We start from the raw sequence: 19996 nt of genomic DNA, 5'->3' as shown, positions 1-19996 counted from the left end.
TAGCCCATAATATGATGAAAATTCCTGCATGAAAATGAGTAGTAAATGGGATTTTTTAATTTTTTTCAGTATCAAGTACTTAAAATAAAAAAAAAGGCCGTCCCATAGTTTGTTTTGAGACGGCCCCAATTCATTATGAAATTTTTTAAGGAATTATTGCTAAAAATTTTTTATATTTTCATATATCAAAAACATTTTTTTGTTGCAATATTAAAATATATATGTTATATGTTCATCATTAGGATTAATTGCTTATATTTTTTAACATGCACTATGCATGAAAAATTTTAAAATCGAGGTGGTGTAATCGATGGAACAGAAAAAGTCATTAAAACAGCTTCAGGCAGATGAAGCACGAAAGAAAGACAAAGTCAAAAAATTGACTGCCGAGCTCAATGCAGCAAAAAAAGAATTAGGTGCATTGGCAAAAGCTATTGCAGCAGCAAAGAAAGCAGAAGCAAATAAGAAGAAAGCTGCAAAAAAGCCAGCAAAGAAGAAATAAGTTATTAATATTTGCCTATCATAGAATTGAATGTAAAGAGGTGGGTAACCACCTCTTTTTTATATAAAAAGTAATTGCAGTTTTATACTGAAGGAAATAAAATAATTTTTCGATAAGAAAATAAAGTATATTCAAAGTGCTTTTTGTAAATTGAGGCTGAATTTGAAAGATATAAAGCAAAGAAAACAACGAACCTTTGAGGGACTGTCAACATTAGATGATATCATGGAATTGTTGAAAGATGAGCAATTCCAGAAACGATTAGGTATTAAATTTACCCTTGAAAAATCTACAGTTGAAATTAATGAATTCATTGATGAACGGACAATAATGATCGTAACGGACCCTGACTATGTTCCCATTGACAATAAAATTATTCTATATGGGTTGGTGGACAGATATATTGAGATAGATTGTGATGTCATTGAAGTTACAGGACCTGGATATTTTAAATGTAAAGTGGTGAGTGCACGGAAAGCTGCGCATGGAAGGCGGGATTTGAGGTTTAAGATGAATCCTGAAAAAGTTGTTGCTACTAATTTCAGGGTTTCAAAGCATACCATTGATATTCGAAATTACAGTATTCCTACCGGTATAAAAGTCATTATTGAACAATTTGAAAACCAGATTTCAAAAAATGCTGACATTGTGAAAGTTGATATTCTGGATGATCGTGATACATTACTTGCACAAATCAAAAAAACAAGGTCAACGTTATATATTGAAGATCTGAATAATCCTGCAACATTTACTCCAATTAATGATGCATTTATTGATATAAAAGAAGTTTTCCAGGAACAAACATCGCAGTATATAAAAAAACTAACAGATAGTGGGTATAAATCAATAATTATATCCCCTGTCATATATATTGAAGATGATGAACGGCTCATTCCATTTGCATTTATACAGTACATTTCAAAAGACAAACTATTTTCAATGGATAAAGTGCTTGAAATTCAAGATTTAGCCTTCAAGCTTGTTGATAGAATACGTGATGCAAATACTTTAATGATTGCTGTCCACCAGGAGATACTGGATATTAGTAGGGGTGGAGCTAAGTTAAAGATTACTGATAATAATTTGAAGAAATATATCTTAAAATCTAAAGGTTTTATCTTTGATATAGTCTTTAAACTTCAGGCTCCTATCACTATATATGGTGACATACGATATACATACATTGATTCAGAGGATAACCTTATAATTGGAGTAGATTTTGCTGGTAATTCTTCCCGTAAAGACGAAATGAAGCGCTTTTACTCAATTATCCAGCCAATGGAAATTGAGTACAGAAACAGGCTCATAAAAGAAATGCGTCAGAAAAAGAAAGAGGTGTGATTTTTCCCCTTGCTGCCGCAAGGGGAAAATAAGGTTATGGCGTCAGAAAAAGAAAGAGGGACGTTTTCCTTGTTACCACAGGATGAAAGAAGATAATGTTTTCAGAATAAAAAAGATTATTCTCTTTGCTGCCGCAAGGGGGAAATAAGGTTATTGCGTCAGAAAAAGAAAGAGGGACGTTTTCCTTGTTACCACAGGATAAAAGAAGATAATATTTTCAGAATAAAAAGGATTATTCTCTTTGCTGTCGCAAGGGGAAAATAAGGTTATTGCGTCAGAAAAAGAAATAGGGACGTTTTCCTTGTTACCACAGGATGAAATAAGATAATATTTTCAGAATAAGAAGGATTATTCTCTTTGCTGCTGCAAGGGGAAAATAAGGTTATTGCGTCAGAAAAAGAAAGAGAGGTGATTTTTTAAGCCGTCGTAAAACAAACTGCGGGGCTTGCAATGATGTGAGCGCACTGTCATTGCGGGCGTAGAACCTGCCCTGAGCTTGTCGAATGGTAGCAATCTCAATGCCACAGAAGACAAGATTGCTTCGTCACTTCGTTCCTCGCAATGACGCGGGTGCAAAGCCATTGCAAAGAGGTGTCTTTTAAGACACCCTCAATGAGGTTATAGTATCAGAAAAAGATAGAGGGGTGTTTTATTAATTATTTTTTTCTTTTAATTCCTTCATTACTTCAGCATCTGATTTACGTGAATAATAGGGCAATACATTACGATAGTCGGTATGGTGAGATGGATTTTGGGTATATAGTGATTCCACAAGCTGTATCATTCTTTCTGCTTCAGGGATAAAATCCGGTACAAATTGTATACCGTTACATAACTGCTTCATTTGCTCCTGATACTTTATACTACCATCGCCAACTGCAATAACTTCATGATTGTTTTGCACATTGAAAAGCTGCTCTACAGTGTAATCACCGGGTGGCAATATCTCTTGCGGCAGGGAATTATTTATTAGATGATAACGAGCAGCAAAGACTCTTCCTTTCTTTGCATCAAATGCTACGATGCAATGGGCATTACTAGGAACTATCGCACATGCAAAAAGAAGCTGGGTTGGTATGCCTACCAGCGGTACCTGTAAAATCTGTGCCAGCATGCGCGCAGTGGTAACTGCTATTCTGATTCCAGTGAATGAACCGGGCCCAATGCCAACGCCTATACACTGGATGCTGTGTATTGTGGTGTTTACCTCTTTGCATGCACTGTCAATAGTGTCAAATAGGGTAACTGAATGTGAATGGTGCGTTTGCATGGTTTTATCTGCTACTACACCGTTGTAGCTCAGTGCCACAATTTCAATATTTGTTGCTGTATCAAGAAGCAGAATGTTCAATGGTAATTTTCCTCCTTTGTGTATCCATGTATTCCAATGTGATGATGTATGTGTCCTGGGGAAGTCGTTTTAGGGCTCGGTCAGCCCATTCAATAACCGAAACACCATCACCAAACCAGTATTCCTCAAAAAATAGGTTTTCAAGCTCAGCATCATCAGATATTCGGTAAAGGTCAAAGTGATATAAAGGCAATGTTGATTCATACACTTCAAGCAAGGTAAATGTTGGGCTGGTGATTTCTTCTTTTATCCCCAAGCCTTGTGCAATGCCTTTAGCAAGGATAGTTTTTCCTGTTCCTAAATTGCCAATAAGTGCAAAAATATTACCAGGTTTTGCATTTTTACCCAGTTCAATGCCTAATGTTAATGTTTCCTCTGGTGATTGTGTTATGTATGTAGTTTTAGTCATAGTGCTCTGTTTTTATGTGTTCAAATGCCATCGTGTTAATCTTTTTTATAAAATCCTTCATGTGCTGTGGTAAGTCAATAGAAAATTGTAGAAGTTTCCCCGTAACTGGATGTTCAAATGCTAAATAGGTTGAAGCAAGCAACATGAATGGGACATTATATTTTTCCCATTTCTTGGAATAAAGCTTGTCGCCAACAATGGGAAGCCCTATCGAAGATAAATGAACCCTTATCTGGTGTGTTCTTCCTGTAAATATCTGTATGTTCAGATGTGAGAATACACCGTGCGGTGTGTGCCATACTTGGCGAAGTGTATAATGAGTTATGGCTTCTTTGCCATCATCACGTACAGTCATTTTATGGCCATATTTGGGATGGCGTTCTATGGGTTTGTTGATTGTAAGGGTTGGTATGGATGGTTTTCCGGTAACTATCGCCTCATATTTTTTGATGACATTTCTGCTCTGGAATGATTTTGTAAGCACATTGTGTGCAGTATCATTTTTTGCTATGATCATAAGGCCTTCAGTGTCTTTATCAAGCCTGTGGACAATACCTGGTCTTTCAACACCACCAATTGAAGAAAGGCCCTTAAAGTGATATAGCAAAGCATTTACCAATGTGTGCTGGGTGTTGCCGGCACCAGGATGCACTACCATCCCTGCAGGTTTATGGAGTATGGCAATATCGTTATCTTCATACAAAATATGCAAGGGTATATCCTCGGGTTCAATGGTTGATTTTTCAGGCTGTGGGATGAGAATATGTATTTGTTGATCTGGTTTTACCCTGTAATTTGGTTTTACAGGCATTCCGTGTATTGTAATATGGTTGTTTTTTAATAGTTTTTGTATAAAGCTTCGCGATAGTTCCTCTTCAAGTGCATTGTAAATAAACACATCAATGCGGGTCCCAGCATATTCTTCGGGGACTGTTAGTGTTATATTGTTTTCATTTACCATAAAAAAGCCTTGAAATACTGAAGTGCTATAAAGATAATGCAAACATGACATCATTCATTTCCACTTATAGCAGGGTAGGATGTATGCCATTGATGCAATAAGAGGAAATGTTTTGCTACGTTTAGTCAATCCATTTTTACATGAGGCAAATGAGTGAATGATGTATTGTATAAATCGTTTATTACTATAGTTTTATCTACATGGAATCATGTAGTACATAAACCTCATCACGGAGCTGCATTTGTGGCTATATGGTACTACATTGAACTCTTGTATATGATGAATATAGCAATATTTTTTTATCCGCCAATGTTAATTTCACTGGTTGGGATTATAGTGGGTATTGCCTTAAGCATACATATACTGAAGCTATATATTGGCAACATCATTAATGTTACAATCCATGTAATGATAATGGATGTACACATTGCCTTTGCAGCAGGTTTGACAATAGCAACTATATTATCAGGTGCCACCTGGTTTGCTTTACTGATAGTGATAGTACGGGATATCATAGCAGTTATAGAACTCCTTCTGGTATATGCCATGACGAAAGATGATTGATTTTTTTTGGCTTTCTTTTGGGTGCTTGTTTGTGACAAAAGAAAGTGCAAAACAATGAATGTAATATACTTTATGATTTGACGAAAAAATTAATCTTATTTGAATGGTTAGTATATTGAGATTTGTGTAATGGTGGAGGTTTTTTTATGTACGAAATTCGTGAAGCTACATTGAGTGATATTGATGATATTGTCACCATACGAATGAAGATGCTGTTTGAATTGGGGAAGCTAGAAACTGAAGATGGAACCAGGAAATTGAGGTCATTAACAAGGGATTTCTTTATACGTAAATTTCAGACGGGTGAGTTTAAAGTTTTTTGCGCATTAAAAGATGATACAATTATTGCTACTACCGGTATTCAGTTTTTAGAAAGACCACCATTATATGAAAACCCTCATGGTATTGAAGCATATATAATGAATGTTTATACCGAACCTGAGTATAGGGGAAAAGGTGTTGCATCAAAATTGCTGGAAAAAGTAATTGAACATGCTAAAGAAAGAAAAGCAGGAAGAATATTGCTCCATGCTATTGGAAAAGATAAACGTATCTATGAAAAAGCTGGTTTTGTATCAACAACCGATGAGATGCAATTAGTGCTCCAATACTAACGTTACTATCTCTATGAATGTAATATCCAATTATATAATCTTATCATAGTATTACCTATGAACATTCTTTTAAACATATTAATAATATTTTCAATATCAATTGCAGTAATATATGTATGCAATCGCTTGAAAATTCCTACCATCATAGGATTGCTTATTACTGGTATTGTTGTGGGACCGTATGGACTTCAAGTTATTAAATCTACTGAAGATGTTCATCTGTTAGCTGAGATAGGTATTATAACCCTGCTTTTCACCATAGGATTGGAATTATCATTTGATGAAATTGTATCACTGAAACGAGCAATAGTTGTGGGTGTAATGCAGGTTAGCCTAACAATTATTATTGTTACTGGTATAATGCTCGTGTGGACTTCTTTTTCACAGGCTATTTTCTTTGGATTTATTGTTTCATTGAGCAGTACAGCAGTAGTGTTAAAGGTAATTCAGGAATTAGCATTATCTGAAAGCCCGCATGGCAGGATATCACTGGCAATTCTTATTGTTCAGGATATTGCTATAGTACCGTTAATGTTATTTATTCCCTTATTGGCTGGCGTTTCTAAGAATTCAATTCCTGTTGAGATGTTTAAACTTATTGTTAAAGGTGCTTTAATTGTTATTGTTGTTATTGTTCTTGCGCGGTATGTGGTTCCCAGGTTGTTATTTGAGATAGCTAAAACAAGAAGTCGTGAATTGTTTATTATTACCATTGTAACGATATGCTTAGCTGTCACTTTAGCAACGTATTCAATGGGGATGTCAGTTGAGTTGGGGGCATTTTTAGCAGGCATTATCATTGCTGCTTCCGAATACAGTGGTCAGACGTTTAGTTCAATGATGCCGTTCAGGGATTTATTTACCAGTTTTTTCTTTATTTCAATAGGGATGTTACTTAATCCTATCATTGTGGTTTCTAATATAGTAACTATCGCTAATTTTTCAGTTTTAATACTTATTATAAAAATTATTATTATAGTATCAGTTGTACTTGCACTTGGATATCCATTACGGATAGCTTTTTTAACTGGTTTAGCTTTACCACAGATTGGTGAGTTTTCCTTCATTTTAGCTCAAATTGGGATATCGTATGCATTGTTGTCACAGGAAGAATACCAGTTGTTTCTTTCAATAACTATTTTTGCGATGGGTATCACACCGTATCTAATTAAATATTCTCCGGCACTGGTTGACATGCTCTTGCAATTGCCATTCCCTGAAAAGTTACAAAAAGGATTTGCATATAATTCTGAAGAAAAAGTTCAAGCCTTACATAACCATATTATTATTGTAGGGTATGGCATCAATGGCAGAAATGTTGCAGCAGCTGCTAAAAGTATAAAGATTCCATACATTATTGTTGAGATGAATCCTGAAACAGTAAAAAAAGAAAAAAAAGAAGGTGAAAATATTATCTATGGTGATGCTTCCCAGGAAGACCTATTGCATTATTGTAATATTCCAACAGCCAGGGTTCTGGTGATAGCAATAGCCGATAGAAGTGCAATAAAAAGAATTATAGTATTAGCACGGCAGATCAATCCGCATATACATATTATTGTGCGTGCACGTTTTGTAGGTGATATGAAGGAATTAATAGAATTAGGTGCTAACGAAGTAATTCCTGAAGAGTATGAAACATCCATTGAAATTTTTGCACGGGTATTGCACTACTATGGTGTGCCACGTGGTGATATTGAAGCAATGATAGAGTCAATTAGAGCTAAAGGATATGCAATGCTCAGGAAATTGCATGTTGACGTATATAAAGATTTGCCCATTGCAGAAATTGATATGCAGGCAATACGGGTATGTTCTCATTCGCCGGTTGCTGGTAAAACTATAGGGCATATGCAATTCAGGAAGCTCTATAAATTTTCTGTTGTTGCCATTAAACGCCACAATGATATAATTACCAATCCAGGTGCTGATGATAAAATAGAAAGTGATGATATACTGTATGTTGTTGGAAAGCGTGAAGATATATCAAAAGCAGTTAAGGAGTTGCGTTTGAGTGATAATGCTACAAGCTGTGAGATGTAATACCGTATTCTAATGAAAATCTTATGAAAAGAAATTGCGTGTATTAAAAAATACGTATAATTCCATTGCCTGGGAGACATCGTTATGAAAACAATTAAACCATTAGATTTAACTTTGGAAAAATTTTCCCCCTATGGATATTTTACAAAGATGCAGAATCCCAGCACTATACATTTTGGTACTTCACCGGTTAAATTTTATCGTGACATTATTCAGCTTCCTGTTATTTCCATGGCAAATGTTTCATTTTCAATATGCCAGGTTGAAAAGCGTGATTTTGTTATTCAAAAAATTGAGTGCCACAGCTACTGCTACGAAGGCATTTTACCAATGGATGGCGATGTGCTTATTCATGTGGCACATGCAACTCAGAATAACGTGTATCCCTTTGATGACATTACAGTATTTTTAGTGCCACAATATACAATGGTAGTATTAAAAGCTGGTGTATGGCATCACGCACCATTTGCTGTCAATGTCACTGTTAATGCGCTAATAATACTTCCTGAGCGGACTTATGCCAATGATTGTATACGTGTGGATATTCCTGAAGAATTTCATTTAAAGATTTTAGTATAAGCGATAGTAACTGTTAATGTGTTTATTTCTCCATATAGTAACATAAGGCAGAGAGCTAATCCCTGCCTTATTGTTTTGTTACATCTGGCTTATCTTTGCCAATCGCATTGATGCTTTCATAACTTCTTTATCGGTTGCATACTTAGGCATCTTTTCCATCATGCTTGTTGTGAGTTTTTGACTTATTTCTGCCTGTTTTTGTTCAAGATCAAACAATTCTTTAGGCATTTGTGCATTTGCGTTGTTTAATTCGGGGTATTTTGCCTGCAATTGTTTGATCTTTGGTTGCAGACCTTCTATTGCATCGGCATACGAGTTAATAGCTTTTGCAATATCACCTGCGTTTGAAGCTGCATCAATATCCTTGATAAGGTTTTCCTGTGCAGTGATTGAATCCTGCATAAGGGCACGAACATCACTGTATTTGCCAGTTGATGAGCCACAGCTAATAAGAAAAACTATCACACATAATGATAGAAATGAAAGATAATATTTTTTCATAAAACCTCCTTAATTAGTATAGATAGCAGTATATCATGATAGTGAATATGTTCAATAATAATTTTTTTTATTGACATTAGTAATAATTTAGCTGCAGAATATAATAAATAAACAAAACATATAAAGGGTTATACTATGGCATTATCACCTGTTGCTTGGTTAGCTGTGGGCATTGTGTTAATGGCAGTTGAAATCATCATGCCAGGGTTTATAATATTCTGGTTTGGTATAGGGGCGGTGATTACAGCTGCACTTGTGTATATTGGGCTTTTGCAGTCTGAAATATCGCAGTGGTTTTGCTTCTTTATTTCATCGGGTGCTTTTTTAGTTTTCTGGTTTGGTTATTTAAAAGATAGGGTAAAAGTCAAAACAGCTGATGATGCGCTTGATGTCACTCTGGCAGGTAAAAAAGGGAAGTGTATTCAGGATATCATCCCTCCACAAATTGGCCAGGTCGAGTTATTTGAACCATATCATGGTGTTACGGTGTGGAAAGCACAATCAAATGAATTAATTCATAAAGATGAGCAGATAGTAGTTGAAGGCGCTGATGGTATTAAACTGATCGTAAAAAAATTATAACAGGAGGTTTTTATGCAAGGTTTGGTAATAGCTATTGCAATTCTTTTGGTAATTCTGATTTACAAGGGTGTTAGGATAGTCCCACAGGCGGAAAACTGGCTGGTTGAGCGGTTTGGAAAATATGCTGCGACACTGTCGCCAGGATTAAATCTTATCAATCCACTCTTTTCACGGGTAGCTGCCAAAATTGATATTCGTGAGCAGGTACTTGATCTTCCGCCACAGGGAATTATTACAGAAGACAATGCAACAGTAAAAGTTGATGGGGTTGTCTTTTATAAGATACTTGATCCCTATAAAGCTTTCTACGGTATTGAAAATTTGCAAATGGCTATTTCCAATTTAGCATTGACGACACTCCGTTCAATAATGGGGAAAATGACACTGGATCAGTCGCTATCATCCCGTGACAAAATAAATGCTGAATTGCTAACAATTCTTGATCAGGCTACTGATTCATGGGGTACCAAAATTACGCGTGTTGAAATCAAGGATATTGTACCACCTCAGGATCTCCAGCAGGCAATGGCTTTGCAGATGAAAGCAGAGCGAGAGCGCCGTGCAACAGTTCTGGAAGCAGAAGCACAAAAGGAAGCACAGGAAAGAAAAGCTGAAGGTTTTAAGAGAGCACAGATACTTGAAGCAGAAGCACGAAAAGAATCAGCACAACGTGATGCAGAAGCACGAGAACGTTTAGCTCAGGCTGAAGCAAATGCAATTGAATATGTGGCAAAATCACTAAAAAGTACAGGCGGCGATCCGTTATTATATCTTTTGGGCATGGAATATGTTAAGGGGCTAATAAAATTGGGTGAATCACAAAGCAGCCATGTAGTTGTTTTGCCATCAGATCTTGTAGAAAATTTAAAGAATCTGTTTAAATTGAAGTAAACATTGAATCAAAAGAATATTTTTAACTTCTTGCAGGAAAGGCAATTGTAATGCTTTTCCTGCTATAATAAATACGCAAATATTATGAAATAAAAATGTATACATAAATTCCATACAGATAGCACTTATCTATGTTAGGAAGTTAGGAATGATAGAAAGAATAATGATGATTGCCAATGATAATTAATAAAAGATACTTTAAGAATAATTGCCTGCGCTGCCGTAAGAAGTGCTGACGAAACCTCTTTTGCTTATAATAATATTTAAAATACGACATTTACCTGCCAAAATTGGTGGGGCTTATTATTTAAATATTTTATGGAATAATTATTGATTTATTTATTGAATAAAATGTAATAATCTGGTACAATTACTCTCAAATGGAAAATGTTTTGTAAAATTCTTTCCTACCTGTTTTTAAGATTGTAAAGTTTAAAGTTGCACTAAACTATCGTAGATAAAATCTTTTAAAATATTTTTAGAGGCATGTTATGATGATTGCACCTCTTATCCAGCCTGAAATAAAAGAACTGATTGAAAAAAGAGAGTTCAGTGTATTAAAAGAAGTGTTCAGTGAATGGGCTCCTGCCGATTTAGCCGAGCTTATCAGTGAATTGCCTGAAGATGAGCAGGTAATTATTTTTAGACTTTTACCAAAACAACTGCAGGCTGAAACTTTTGAATATTTAGATTTTGAGGTTCAATCGCACCTTCTGGGAAATCTGGCCAAAAAGCAGATAGCAGATATATTGAATGACATGTCGCCTGATGATAGAACTGCACTGTTTGAAGAACTTCCAGCTGATATACTGCGACAAATGTTAGCATTGATGTCCAGGGAAGAACGTGTAACCGCAATGAGTCTCCTTGGGTATCCCGAAAACAGTGTTGGCCGTTTAATGACAACGGATTATATTGCCGTCAAGGAAAATATGACTATCGCCCAGGTTTTACATTATATCCGTAAATATGGTAAAGATAGTGAAACACTGAACGTGATTTATGTAATAGATGATGAAGGCAAACTTATTGATGATATAAAAATGAGACAGGTACTTTTAGCACAACCAACAAGACGAATAAAAACATTAATGGACCATAAATTTGTGAGTCTCAATGCTTTTGATGATCAGGAAACTGCGGTAGGTGTGTTTAAAAAATATGATTATTATGCTTTGCCTGTTGTGGATAATGATGGAGTTCTTTTAGGGATTGTAACGATAGACGACGTACTGGATGTTGAAGAAGAAGAGGTAACCGAAGATATTCATAAAATGGCCGCAGTTGAAGTTTTAGAAGAGCCTTACATTGAAGAGCCATTGTTACGGTTAACAAGGAAACGTGCATCCTGGCTGGTATTTCTTTTCCTTGGTGAGATGCTGACCGCAACAGCTATGGGATATTTTGAAGAAGAGATTGCACGGGCAGTGGTGCTGGCATTATTTGTTCCACTCATTATTTCCAGTGGTGGCAATTCAGGATCGCAGGCATCCACACTGGTAATTCGTGCCATGGCAATTGGCGAGATTAAACTCCGTGATTGGTGGCGTGTTTTAATACGGGAAATTCAATCAGGATTTATGCTTGGTTCAATTCTTGCATTCATTGGTTTTTTGCGTATTAGTATCTGGCAGAAACTTTTTGGAATGTATGGAGAACACTGGTTGAAGGTGGCATTGTCGGTGTCATTTTCATTAATTGGTGTTGTCATGTGGGGAACACTTATGGGTTCAATGTTACCCTTTATTTTACGACGCTTAGGCCTTGACCCTGCAACCTCATCAGCACCATTTGTAGCAACACTGGTTGATGTATCAGGATTAATAATTTATTTCAACATTGCATATTTAATATTAAAAGGAACATTGCTATAAGGGGATAGTATAATGGCAAAAGTAGCCTGGAAACCTGGAACAATGCTATATCCAGTACCAGCAGTATTGGTAACATCACATTATAACGACATTGATAATGTTTGTACTGTATCATGGGCAGGAACGGTATGTACTGAGCCACCAATGATAAGTATATCCCTTCGCCCGGAACGATATTCTTTTCAACTGATACAGCAATCAAAAGAATTTGTAGTAAATATTCCTGATAAGAAACTGGTAAAAGCAGTTGACTTTTGCGGTGTGCGTTCGGGAAAGGATATTGATAAGTTTGCGATAGCTCATCTTAATAAGCTGCCCGCCAAAAAGGTAAAAGCACCTTTAATAGAACAATGTCCTGTATCAATTGAATGCAAGGTGACAAAAATTATTCAACTGGGAAGTCATTATCAATTCATTGGAAAAGTCGTTGTGGTACATGTTGACAATACTCTGCTTGATAAAAGAGGGGCATTGCATTTAGAAAGGGCAGGGCTTTTGTGTTATAATCATGGATATTATTGTGTTGTGGATAAACAGATTGGAAAGTTTGGATTTTCGGTAAAAAAACGTAAGAAGAAAAATTAAAAAAAAGGGACCGTCTCAAAACAAACCGTGGGGGCTCGCAATGACGTGAGTGCAATGTCATTGCGAGCGTAGCGCTTGTCCTCAAGCTTGTCTAAGTGGGCAATCTCAATGACGCAGAAGATGAGATTGCCACGCGCCTGCGGCACTTGCAACTATGGGATTGCTTCGTCACTTTGTTCCTCGCAATGACGCGGGTGCAGTGTAATTGCAATGATGTGTATTTTGGTCCCCTTTTTTAACAATCTTATTCCTTAACCTGAGTTGTTAAAAATATCTGAATACTCATCTGATTAATCTGATCCTGCAGTTCTTCTATTTCATCTATATGCCTGTCTTCATCTTTTAATATGCTTTCAAGCACTTCACGGGTTGCAAAATCTTTGACTTCACCAGCTAATACAATTGCATCATTATAAGCTTTGATTGCTTCTTCTTCAGCTTTGCGGTCATGCTCAAGCTGTTTAGGTACATCTGCACCAATAAAGATTTTTCTTAAATTAGTTACTATCGGTAAACCTTCTAAGAATAATATTCTTCCAATGAGTTTTTCAGCATGCTTCATTTCATCAATAGCCCTTTTTTCAAAGTGTTTATGAAGCTTTTCATAGCCCCAGTTATCGCACATTTCTGAATGCACCATGTATTGATTGATTGCTGTTAATTCATCAGCTAGCAGTGAATTCAATGTCTCAATTAATTTTGGATCCCCTTTCATGGCATTTCTCCTTACAGTAAATTTTTATTATATAACCGTAACACCACTATTATTGATAGTGGAGCTTGTTATAGCCAATAATTATTAAATAAAAAAATCAAGCATTAATCAATAAATAAATTACAAAAATTACAATTTTAATCTTATTCCAATGACATGATATAAATCATGTGCACCACCTGTAAAGTCAATATCAATATCACGTTTAAATGAATAATATATAGTTAAAGGGATAGTTGTATTTAAGACCATGCCTGATTCAAGGCTGTATTCATAGTTGTTCTCTTTTCCCATATAGTAAAGTAATTCTATGCCAACAAAAGGTCTGCCTGCGTTACAACACGTAAAGTAATAATAAACAATAGGGTTTATAATAAATAAATAAGGGTAATGTTGGTTGGAAAAAATATATGCAAAGCCTATTTCATAATCTATATTATTGTTGATGTATTCAAATTGAGAAGGTTTTGGGCTGTCTAAAAGCATGCTCCATAATAAATGATGTTTCATCGATAACACGATTGCATGGTAATTTTCGGATTGTCCTCTGTATTCATTGCCATCATGACGGCGGTAGTGTTCATACGATATAATTAAATGGTGACAGGGGAAAATATACTGTGCATATCCTGATTTAATAGAGATATTAATGAATCTTGGATACAGTGCAGTTGGTTGGTCTTCTGAGCTGTGATTAAGATAAGAAGTGAAATATGCATAATTGTTATTGCAAATCAATTGTTGCAATGTTATTGCAAGATCTGTTGTGAAATTGTAATATTCACTGCTAATTGTTTTAGCATATCCTGCCAAAAAATGGAGTGATGTGTTTTTTGTTTTTGTTTCATGGTGATTATCCCTAAAATCCTTGTCATAATAATTTCCAATTAATGACTGTGCTTTAATTCCAAACGCAAAATATCTATCGGTTATTCCCGGGTATAAACTATCGTGCACCATGCCATAACACCAGTAAGGAATAAATGTTACAGAGGATGATGGCATCATGCATCCCAATTCAATGAACCTGTTTAACGATATGGTATTATCAGTATAGACTAATCCATCTATCTGAATTTTTATAAAGGGAATACCATATGGGAGGCATGGAATGTCATATCTAATGATACCGCTGCTCATGTATTTGTATTCAGGTACTTTGCTTAAAAATGGATATCCAATATATACACCATAATGAAAATTATTAAAAGAAAGCCAAGAGGAATTATAGCTATATGTATGAACATATCCAACTTGAATCCCATTACTATACCATTTAATTCCAATTCCATACCATCGTAGCTCAGTGCCAATATCCCTTTGGGGTTTATCAATTGTATTATTGCAAATATGATTAAAAGTAATTCCTATCTGTGAATTTTGTAATTGATAGGAAATGTAGGCAAAATCCATATAATAAGAAATGCGATAGGGATAATAATTAGCATCGTGTCGTTTTGAGGTGTAAACATTTTCCTTTACATACATTGAAACTTTCCACGAATTATACCAAAAGACCTGAAGATCAACTTCTTTAACCTGTTTTGCAGTAAAGCCAATATCGCTTTCTATTATGCTATAATCCAGTGAAAGTCCAACCTCAGGCAAAAAATAAAAGTTATTATACAATGATGACGTTGGGGATTGTGAGTTGACAGAAGAAATAAAAGATAAAATTATAATCATGTAGATTATGTATCTTTTACTATGCATGATTCCATTTGCAATTTCAATAGATATGAATATCAAACACATTTATGATAGGATAGTGAGCAAAAAATACATTACATTATACAAAGAAATCAGTCAAAGAAAATAATTTTTTTAACTATATTTCACTTGACATAAAACATTTTTTCAATTAAATAGAAAACGATAATAATATTTTAACAAAACAGAAGGGGGATTTCCTATGAAGTTTTTAAGAAGGTCGCCAATAGTTGCTATTATAGTGACAATGGCACTATGTTTAGGGATTGCGGTTGCATATGCATTAACAGTTGGACAGACAGTTCAGAATATTGAACTGAGAGATGCTGAAAACAACCCTACCATGATACCATTATTGGGAACAAAATTAGTATCAATCTTTTATAATGATGCTGACGCTGCTGATCTTAATGATCCACTGGCAGATGCATTAAAGGCAAAGAATTTCCCAAAAGAAAAGTATGAAGGTATGGGAATAGCAAATTTGAAAGATTCCAAGGCACCTAACTTTATAATCAGAAAAATAATACAGGGTAAAATCAAAAAGTACAATTCAACCATATTAACAGATCCTGATCTTATCCTGGCCAAAGCCTGGAATCTTGGAGATTGCAATAATACATCCGTAGTAATCTTCATTGGCAAGGATATGAAGGTTAAATATGTCCATAAAGGAGCAGTACGTGGAGAAGAAATTAACAAAGTCGTAAAGATGGTAGAGGATTTAATCAAATAGTTTGTATTATATTGTATTAAGTCAAAAAAAGGGATGTCGTAAAAACACATCCCTTTTTTTATTGTTCAAAAAAAATTATTTTATTCGGGGCGACTGGATTTGAACCAGCGACCCCTAGACCCCCAGTCTAGTGCGCTAACCGGACTGCGCCACGCCCCGATTAAGTTTTTAACTATAGTTATTTAATGTAGTAAATAATTCAACAATTTTTTAAAGAGATTACGATTTATACATAAAATGATTAAAAAATGAAATTCAGAAATATTAAAGCACAATATATAAAGAAAACAAAAATATAACAATTTTTCCATAATCATTCAAACATACGATACCACATGAATATAGGGGGTGTCCCAAAAGACACCTTCTGCAATGACTTTTGCCATACTGTCATTGCGAGGAACGAAGTGACGAAGCAATCTTGTCTTCTGTGCTATTTAGATTGCTTCGCTACGCACGCAATGACTTTGCACCCGCGTCATTGAGAACTCCACGGATTGTTTTGGGACACCCCCGGGTATACTATTTTATATTTTATTCAAATTTCCACATTTTAGGGATAATTATTGTAAAAAAATCCAGATAAAGATATAAAATTCTTGACAAATATTTGCATAATCAAATATTGATAAATCAAATATATGTCAGGGATTTAATTATGAAAATTACATTAATTGATAAATGCAAAGTCTATGCTTGTCTATCGGGATTTATGCCACCTTTCCAGCTTGTTGTTTATTTTTATAATGCCGATGGGCTTTTGATTGATGCAGGATCTGCTAATATATTAAAAAAAGCATCATCAGTACTTAAAAATGAAACTATAACTTCTGTGGCTTTGACTCATGTCCATGAGGACCATACCGGAGTAGCTCATTGGGTGCAGAAAGAAAAGAATATTCCCATATATATACACAAAAATTCAATAGCAGAAGCATCACAGAACAGCAATATCCCATTGTATAGAAGGATAGTATGGGGAAATAGAAAAGGATTTAATGCACAGCCCATTCCTAATGTTTTAAAAACAGAACATTATACATTTGATGTGTATGATGCTCCCGGTCATCATCCCTATCATATTGTATTGCATGAAAAGAATATGGGCTGGCTTTTTACTGGTGACCTTTTTGTCAATATACGCCAGATGGTTGCTTTCAAAGATGAAAATATCAAAGATACCGTAGTATCATTACAAAAATTACTCTCTTTAGATTTTGATATGGTATTCTGTGGTCATTCAGGGGTGCATAAAAACGGTAAAGAAAAAATGAAAAGGAAAATGGAGTATTTTGTGGATATTCAGTCAAAAGTAAATACACTAAAAGAAAAAGGGTATGCAATAGAGGAAATAGATAAAAAACTTTTCCCAAAAAGAAACCTATGGACAATAGTGTCAGGAGGGGAGTGGTCATCACTTAATATTATAAAAACAGTATATTAAGAGTATTAAACATGGAACAACGATTATATTATAGTATAACCAAAACACAAAATAGCCTTCATCAGTATGTAAAACACATATTACAAAAAAAAGGGCTGAAGGCATCACCTGCTCAATTAGCTATAATGTTTTTATTACAGGAAAAAAATAATGTATCAATGAGTTATATAAGCAATGTGCTTGAACTAGATAATTCAGCTATTACAAGAAGTATAGACAGGCTGGAAAAATTTGGTTTTGTTAACAGAGTCATTAACAATAATGACCGAAGAGAATTTTCAATAGAAATTACGGAATTAGGATTGTCTGAAATACAGAAAGCACAAAAAGTTATCAAAGAAATTAATAATTTTATAGAAAGTAAAATAAAGAAAGAACGTCTTGTTGCATTTAAAGAAATTTTGGATGAACTAAATGGCATATTGCGTGAAGAATTACAGAAATGAGTTCTTTTGATATGTGTATATTATTTAAATAAAGATTTCTTCTTAATAAACCAGAAAATAAAATCTAAGTGTGATATTGGAATGTTAATACTTTTACAAAAATCCTGCATTCCATGTTCTATTTCTTTATAGCGTTGTGGTGTCAGAATGTTGGGAATTGTATCAATAACGTGAAAATCCTTAAGGCATCGTAAAATATGCCTGTCAAGGATTGCAAGCTCCAGTCCAATGCCAATATTTCGTAAAAAATGGCTGGCTTCCTTATAGCCAATACCGTCAATAGTGGCAACCAGCTTATCCCTTATTGTGTAAATGTCATTCCCCTGCAGAAATTCTTTTAATGAACTATCGCCAAATACATTAACAGCTTTTTTAATGTATTTGGCTTTATTATTTTTAAAGCGCACAGGGTGTATAATGACACTCAGTTCCTGAGTTGTGGCGGTAAAAAGTTTTCCTGAATTAAATAACGCTAATGCCTTTTCCCAGCACAGGATGGCATTGCTCTGTGGAGTAAGAAGACAGAATACCAGTTCAAGCAAAAGATAGTGAGCAGGTGTTTCATGCCACAGTCGCTTGAAAGAATTAAGGCGTAGTTGAATCTGAAATTCCAATTGATAGCAAAGTTGATGAAGTGTTTGAATGTCACAATTTTCCATCAATGGTATTGGCTACCTGTATTAAGCTTTCAATCCTGTGCAACAGGGTATCAAGAAATGTACTCTGGGGATATCGAGAATACAGTGTCATGATCTCACTGTAATATTGGTGCAGTAAAGCGTTCAATGTGCTTTTGTGTGTTGGATCAGCAACAATGTCATGGAGTGTAGTTTGCAATTTATGATTCAGATGCGATAATTCCTGAATATCGCTAACATCCTGCAAAAAAGTACGTGAAAGGTCAACAAGCATTGACAGAAGAGCATCCATAGTTGTACCAGACTATTCTTTTATATTCTGAATATAATGATAGCCTTTGTGTGTTAAAAAAAGCTTGCCCGGGAATTTTGATTCAATCATTTCAATGAATTCTAATTTATTAACCAGTTCATCAAGGACTAAGTGGCGTTCTGACTGTGGGATGTCATTAAGTATATCTACTGGCATGGGCACGCCAGCTTTAATGTCATTGCCATATTTATCTTTGAAAGCCTGCAATATCATCTTTGCGTTATAACTTACTGTCATATTTTAATCCTTTTAATTGTTACTAATATATCACAATTTTCTTGCTTTTGCCAGGTAAGCAAAAAAATTATATTTCTCCAAAGAAATATCATTGAATCCTGCGTTTTCAAGTAATTTCTTTATTTCATTTTCAGAAATACGTTCATGTTTGGGTGGGCCAAAAAGTGCTTTTTTAGAAAATTCTATGATTGCAATTTTCCCATCAGAGCGCAATGCATTATAAATAGTACAAAGCATCTGCTCTTTGTTTTCAACTTCATGTAACACAAAGCTCATAAATGCAAAAGTGATAGATTCTTGTGGAAGCAATAGATCATTTTCAGTGGAAACTACAGTCTCAATGTTATTAATGTGCAAATCCATTATTTTTTGCGATAGTAACTGAATCATGGCTGGCTGGATGTCAACTGCAATAACTTTACCTTTTGGAAGTAATCCTGACGCAGGTATGGAGAAAAATCCTGTGCCAGCACCAATATCACAGAAAATGTCATCAGGTTGCAATCCAATGTGCTTAAGAATTTTGACTGGTGGATACATCAACCGCCTGAAAAGACTGTCAAGATGATGGGCATGTGTGGGATCATATTTATGTGTCATGATGTATGGTAACCTTGTATAAATAGTTTTAAATATTTGAACTCATTCTGTATTATTTCAAAAAATTGAATATTATGAAAAGAAAATAGTAACTAATCACATCATAGATTTTAAGATGCTTTTTTTACCACAAAAAAAATCTAAAAAAAGTGAGATGAGATTGGACTTACTAACAGAATTAGTAGAACTGTACGGCTGTTTTGTCAAGGAAATAGCATGACGGGGAAAAATATTATTTTAACGGTAGAGAGAGAAGGATATTCAGAGTATCCAAAAAGAGGGAAAGCTTTCCTGAACAAAATGAAAAATAGGCGTTACCACTAAGTTGAAGATTTATCAGTATTTGATAAAATAATATGC

General features: G+C 34.9%; 23 protein-coding genes and 1 tRNA gene. 13 read left to right on the top strand and 11 right to left on the bottom strand.

Annotated elements, in window-relative coordinates:
* Nucleotides 1–310: 310 nt before the first annotated feature.
* Both AB1444_03710 and AB1444_03705 read left to right on the top strand, forming a co-directional pair.
* Nucleotides 311–502 carry a hypothetical protein gene (locus tag AB1444_03710; protein MEW6525758.1) on the top strand — a complete coding sequence of 64 codons (192 nt, stop codon included), beginning with the start codon at nt 311–313 and terminating at the stop codon, nt 500–502.
* A gap of 162 nt (nt 503–664) precedes the next feature.
* Nucleotides 665–1843, top strand: coding sequence for a DUF1577 domain-containing protein (locus AB1444_03705; protein ID MEW6525757.1), 1179 nt, complete (start codon nt 665–667; stop codon nt 1841–1843).
* 652 nt (nt 1844–2495) lie between these two features.
* Here the strand turns inward: AB1444_03705 and tsaB are convergent.
* From tsaB to AB1444_03690, 3 genes are read right to left on the bottom strand one after another with little or no spacing between them, the layout of a single operon-like run.
* Complete coding sequence (gene tsaB / locus AB1444_03700; GenBank protein ID MEW6525756.1) at nt 2496–3194, bottom strand: tRNA (adenosine(37)-N6)-threonylcarbamoyltransferase complex dimerization subunit type 1 TsaB; 699 nt, start codon at nt 3192–3194, stop codon at nt 2496–2498.
* The gene (tsaE, locus tag AB1444_03695) at nt 3175–3603 is read right to left on the bottom strand and encodes a tRNA (adenosine(37)-N6)-threonylcarbamoyltransferase complex ATPase subunit type 1 TsaE (protein ID MEW6525755.1); all 429 of its coding nucleotides are present in this window, start codon (nt 3601–3603) and stop codon (nt 3175–3177) included. Before tsaE ends, tsaB begins: the two co-directional genes overlap by 20 nt.
* Nucleotides 3596–4564: an RluA family pseudouridine synthase gene (locus AB1444_03690; GenBank protein MEW6525754.1), complete on the bottom strand. Its 969-nt coding sequence runs from the start codon at nt 4562–4564 to the stop codon at nt 3596–3598. The genes tsaE and AB1444_03690 overlap by 8 nt, the downstream gene beginning before the upstream one ends.
* Before the next feature lie 153 nt (nt 4565–4717).
* Here AB1444_03690 and AB1444_03685 point away from each other — a divergent pair, with 153 nt between their 5' ends.
* The 4 genes from AB1444_03685 to AB1444_03670 all read left to right on the top strand — a co-directional run bounded on the left by AB1444_03685 (nt 4718) and on the right by AB1444_03670 (nt 8364).
* A complete protein-coding gene (locus tag AB1444_03685; GenBank protein MEW6525753.1) occupies nt 4718–5128 on the top strand; it encodes a hypothetical protein in 411 nt (136 codons plus the stop codon).
* Between the two features lie 146 nt (nt 5129–5274).
* On the top strand, nt 5275–5742 hold the full coding sequence (locus AB1444_03680) for a GNAT family N-acetyltransferase (GenBank protein ID MEW6525752.1): 468 nt from the start codon (nt 5275–5277) through the stop codon (nt 5740–5742).
* A gap of 57 nt (nt 5743–5799) precedes the next feature.
* The gene (locus tag AB1444_03675; GenBank protein ID MEW6525751.1) at nt 5800–7785 is read left to right on the top strand and encodes a cation:proton antiporter; all 1986 of its coding nucleotides are present in this window, start codon (nt 5800–5802) and stop codon (nt 7783–7785) included.
* Between the two features lie 84 nt (nt 7786–7869).
* Complete coding sequence (locus AB1444_03670) at nt 7870–8364, top strand: ureidoglycolate lyase (GenBank protein MEW6525750.1); 495 nt, start codon at nt 7870–7872, stop codon at nt 8362–8364.
* A gap of 78 nt (nt 8365–8442) precedes the next feature.
* On the opposite strand, the gene AB1444_03665 is transcribed toward AB1444_03670, so the two are convergent.
* Nucleotides 8443–8865: a hypothetical protein gene (locus AB1444_03665; protein MEW6525749.1), complete on the bottom strand. Its 423-nt coding sequence runs from the start codon at nt 8863–8865 to the stop codon at nt 8443–8445.
* A 135-nt stretch (nt 8866–9000) separates the two neighbouring features.
* On the opposite strand from AB1444_03665, the gene AB1444_03660 reads away from it, so the two are divergent.
* The 4 genes from AB1444_03660 to AB1444_03645 all read left to right on the top strand — a co-directional run bounded on the left by AB1444_03660 (nt 9001) and on the right by AB1444_03645 (nt 12797).
* Nucleotides 9001–9447 (top strand): NfeD family protein, encoded by a 447-nt coding sequence (locus AB1444_03660; GenBank protein MEW6525748.1) that lies wholly within the window; start codon nt 9001–9003, stop codon nt 9445–9447.
* Nucleotides 9448–9459: 12 nt separating this feature from the next.
* Nucleotides 9460–10338: an SPFH domain-containing protein gene (locus tag AB1444_03655; protein ID MEW6525747.1), complete on the top strand. Its 879-nt coding sequence runs from the start codon at nt 9460–9462 to the stop codon at nt 10336–10338.
* Nucleotides 10339–10832: 494 nt separating this feature from the next.
* Nucleotides 10833–12212 (top strand): magnesium transporter, encoded by a 1380-nt coding sequence (mgtE, locus tag AB1444_03650; GenBank protein ID MEW6525746.1) that lies wholly within the window; start codon nt 10833–10835, stop codon nt 12210–12212.
* A 12-nt stretch (nt 12213–12224) separates the two neighbouring features.
* Entirely contained in the window at nt 12225–12797 is a 573-nt protein-coding gene (locus AB1444_03645) for a flavin reductase family protein (GenBank protein ID MEW6525745.1), read from the top strand.
* Between the two features lie 244 nt (nt 12798–13041).
* Here the strand turns inward: AB1444_03645 and bfr are convergent, their stop codons facing one another.
* Both bfr and AB1444_03635 read right to left on the bottom strand, forming a co-directional pair.
* Entirely contained in the window at nt 13042–13512 is a 471-nt protein-coding gene (gene bfr, locus AB1444_03640) for a bacterioferritin (GenBank protein MEW6525744.1), read from the bottom strand.
* 129 nt (nt 13513–13641) lie between these two features.
* Entirely contained in the window at nt 13642–15198 is a 1557-nt protein-coding gene (locus AB1444_03635) for a hypothetical protein (protein ID MEW6525743.1), read from the bottom strand.
* A 226-nt stretch (nt 15199–15424) separates the two neighbouring features.
* Here AB1444_03635 and AB1444_03630 point away from each other — a divergent pair, with 226 nt between their 5' ends.
* Complete coding sequence (locus AB1444_03630) at nt 15425–15958, top strand: YtfJ family protein (protein ID MEW6525742.1); 534 nt, start codon at nt 15425–15427, stop codon at nt 15956–15958.
* Nucleotides 15959–16042: 84 nt separating this feature from the next.
* On the opposite strand, the gene AB1444_03625 is transcribed toward AB1444_03630, so the two are convergent.
* Nucleotides 16043–16117: transfer RNA gene (locus AB1444_03625), tRNA-Pro, on the bottom strand.
* Between the two features lie 499 nt (nt 16118–16616).
* On the opposite strand from AB1444_03625, the gene AB1444_03620 reads away from it, so the two are divergent.
* On the top strand, nt 16617–17402 hold the full coding sequence (locus AB1444_03620; GenBank protein MEW6525741.1) for an MBL fold metallo-hydrolase: 786 nt from the start codon (nt 16617–16619) through the stop codon (nt 17400–17402).
* Between the two features lie 11 nt (nt 17403–17413).
* Nucleotides 17414–17848 carry a MarR family transcriptional regulator gene (locus AB1444_03615; GenBank protein ID MEW6525740.1) on the top strand — a complete coding sequence of 145 codons (435 nt, stop codon included), beginning with the start codon at nt 17414–17416 and terminating at the stop codon, nt 17846–17848.
* A gap of 20 nt (nt 17849–17868) precedes the next feature.
* On the opposite strand, the gene AB1444_03610 is transcribed toward AB1444_03615, so the two are convergent.
* The 4 genes from AB1444_03610 to AB1444_03595 are packed head-to-tail and all read right to left on the bottom strand — an operon-like array spanning nt 17869 to nt 19636.
* On the bottom strand, nt 17869–18507 hold the full coding sequence (locus AB1444_03610) for a DNA lyase (GenBank protein MEW6525739.1): 639 nt from the start codon (nt 18505–18507) through the stop codon (nt 17869–17871).
* The gene (locus tag AB1444_03605; GenBank protein ID MEW6525738.1) at nt 18494–18778 is read right to left on the bottom strand and encodes a hypothetical protein; all 285 of its coding nucleotides are present in this window, start codon (nt 18776–18778) and stop codon (nt 18494–18496) included. Before AB1444_03605 ends, AB1444_03610 begins: the two co-directional genes overlap by 14 nt.
* 12 nt (nt 18779–18790) lie before the next feature.
* A complete protein-coding gene (locus tag AB1444_03600; protein MEW6525737.1) occupies nt 18791–19036 on the bottom strand; it encodes a hypothetical protein in 246 nt (81 codons plus the stop codon).
* 30 nt (nt 19037–19066) lie between these two features.
* Nucleotides 19067–19636 (bottom strand): class I SAM-dependent methyltransferase, encoded by a 570-nt coding sequence (locus AB1444_03595; GenBank protein MEW6525736.1) that lies wholly within the window; start codon nt 19634–19636, stop codon nt 19067–19069.
* Between the last annotated feature and the right edge of the window lie 360 nt (nt 19637–19996).

The organism is Spirochaetota bacterium, assembly GCA_040756435.1.
In the GTDB taxonomy this organism is placed as follows: domain Bacteria; phylum Spirochaetota; class UBA4802; order UBA4802; family UB4802; genus UBA4802.
The sequence above is the reverse complement of the archived record's forward strand: the minus strand, read 5'-3'. Positions and strand labels throughout refer to the sequence as shown.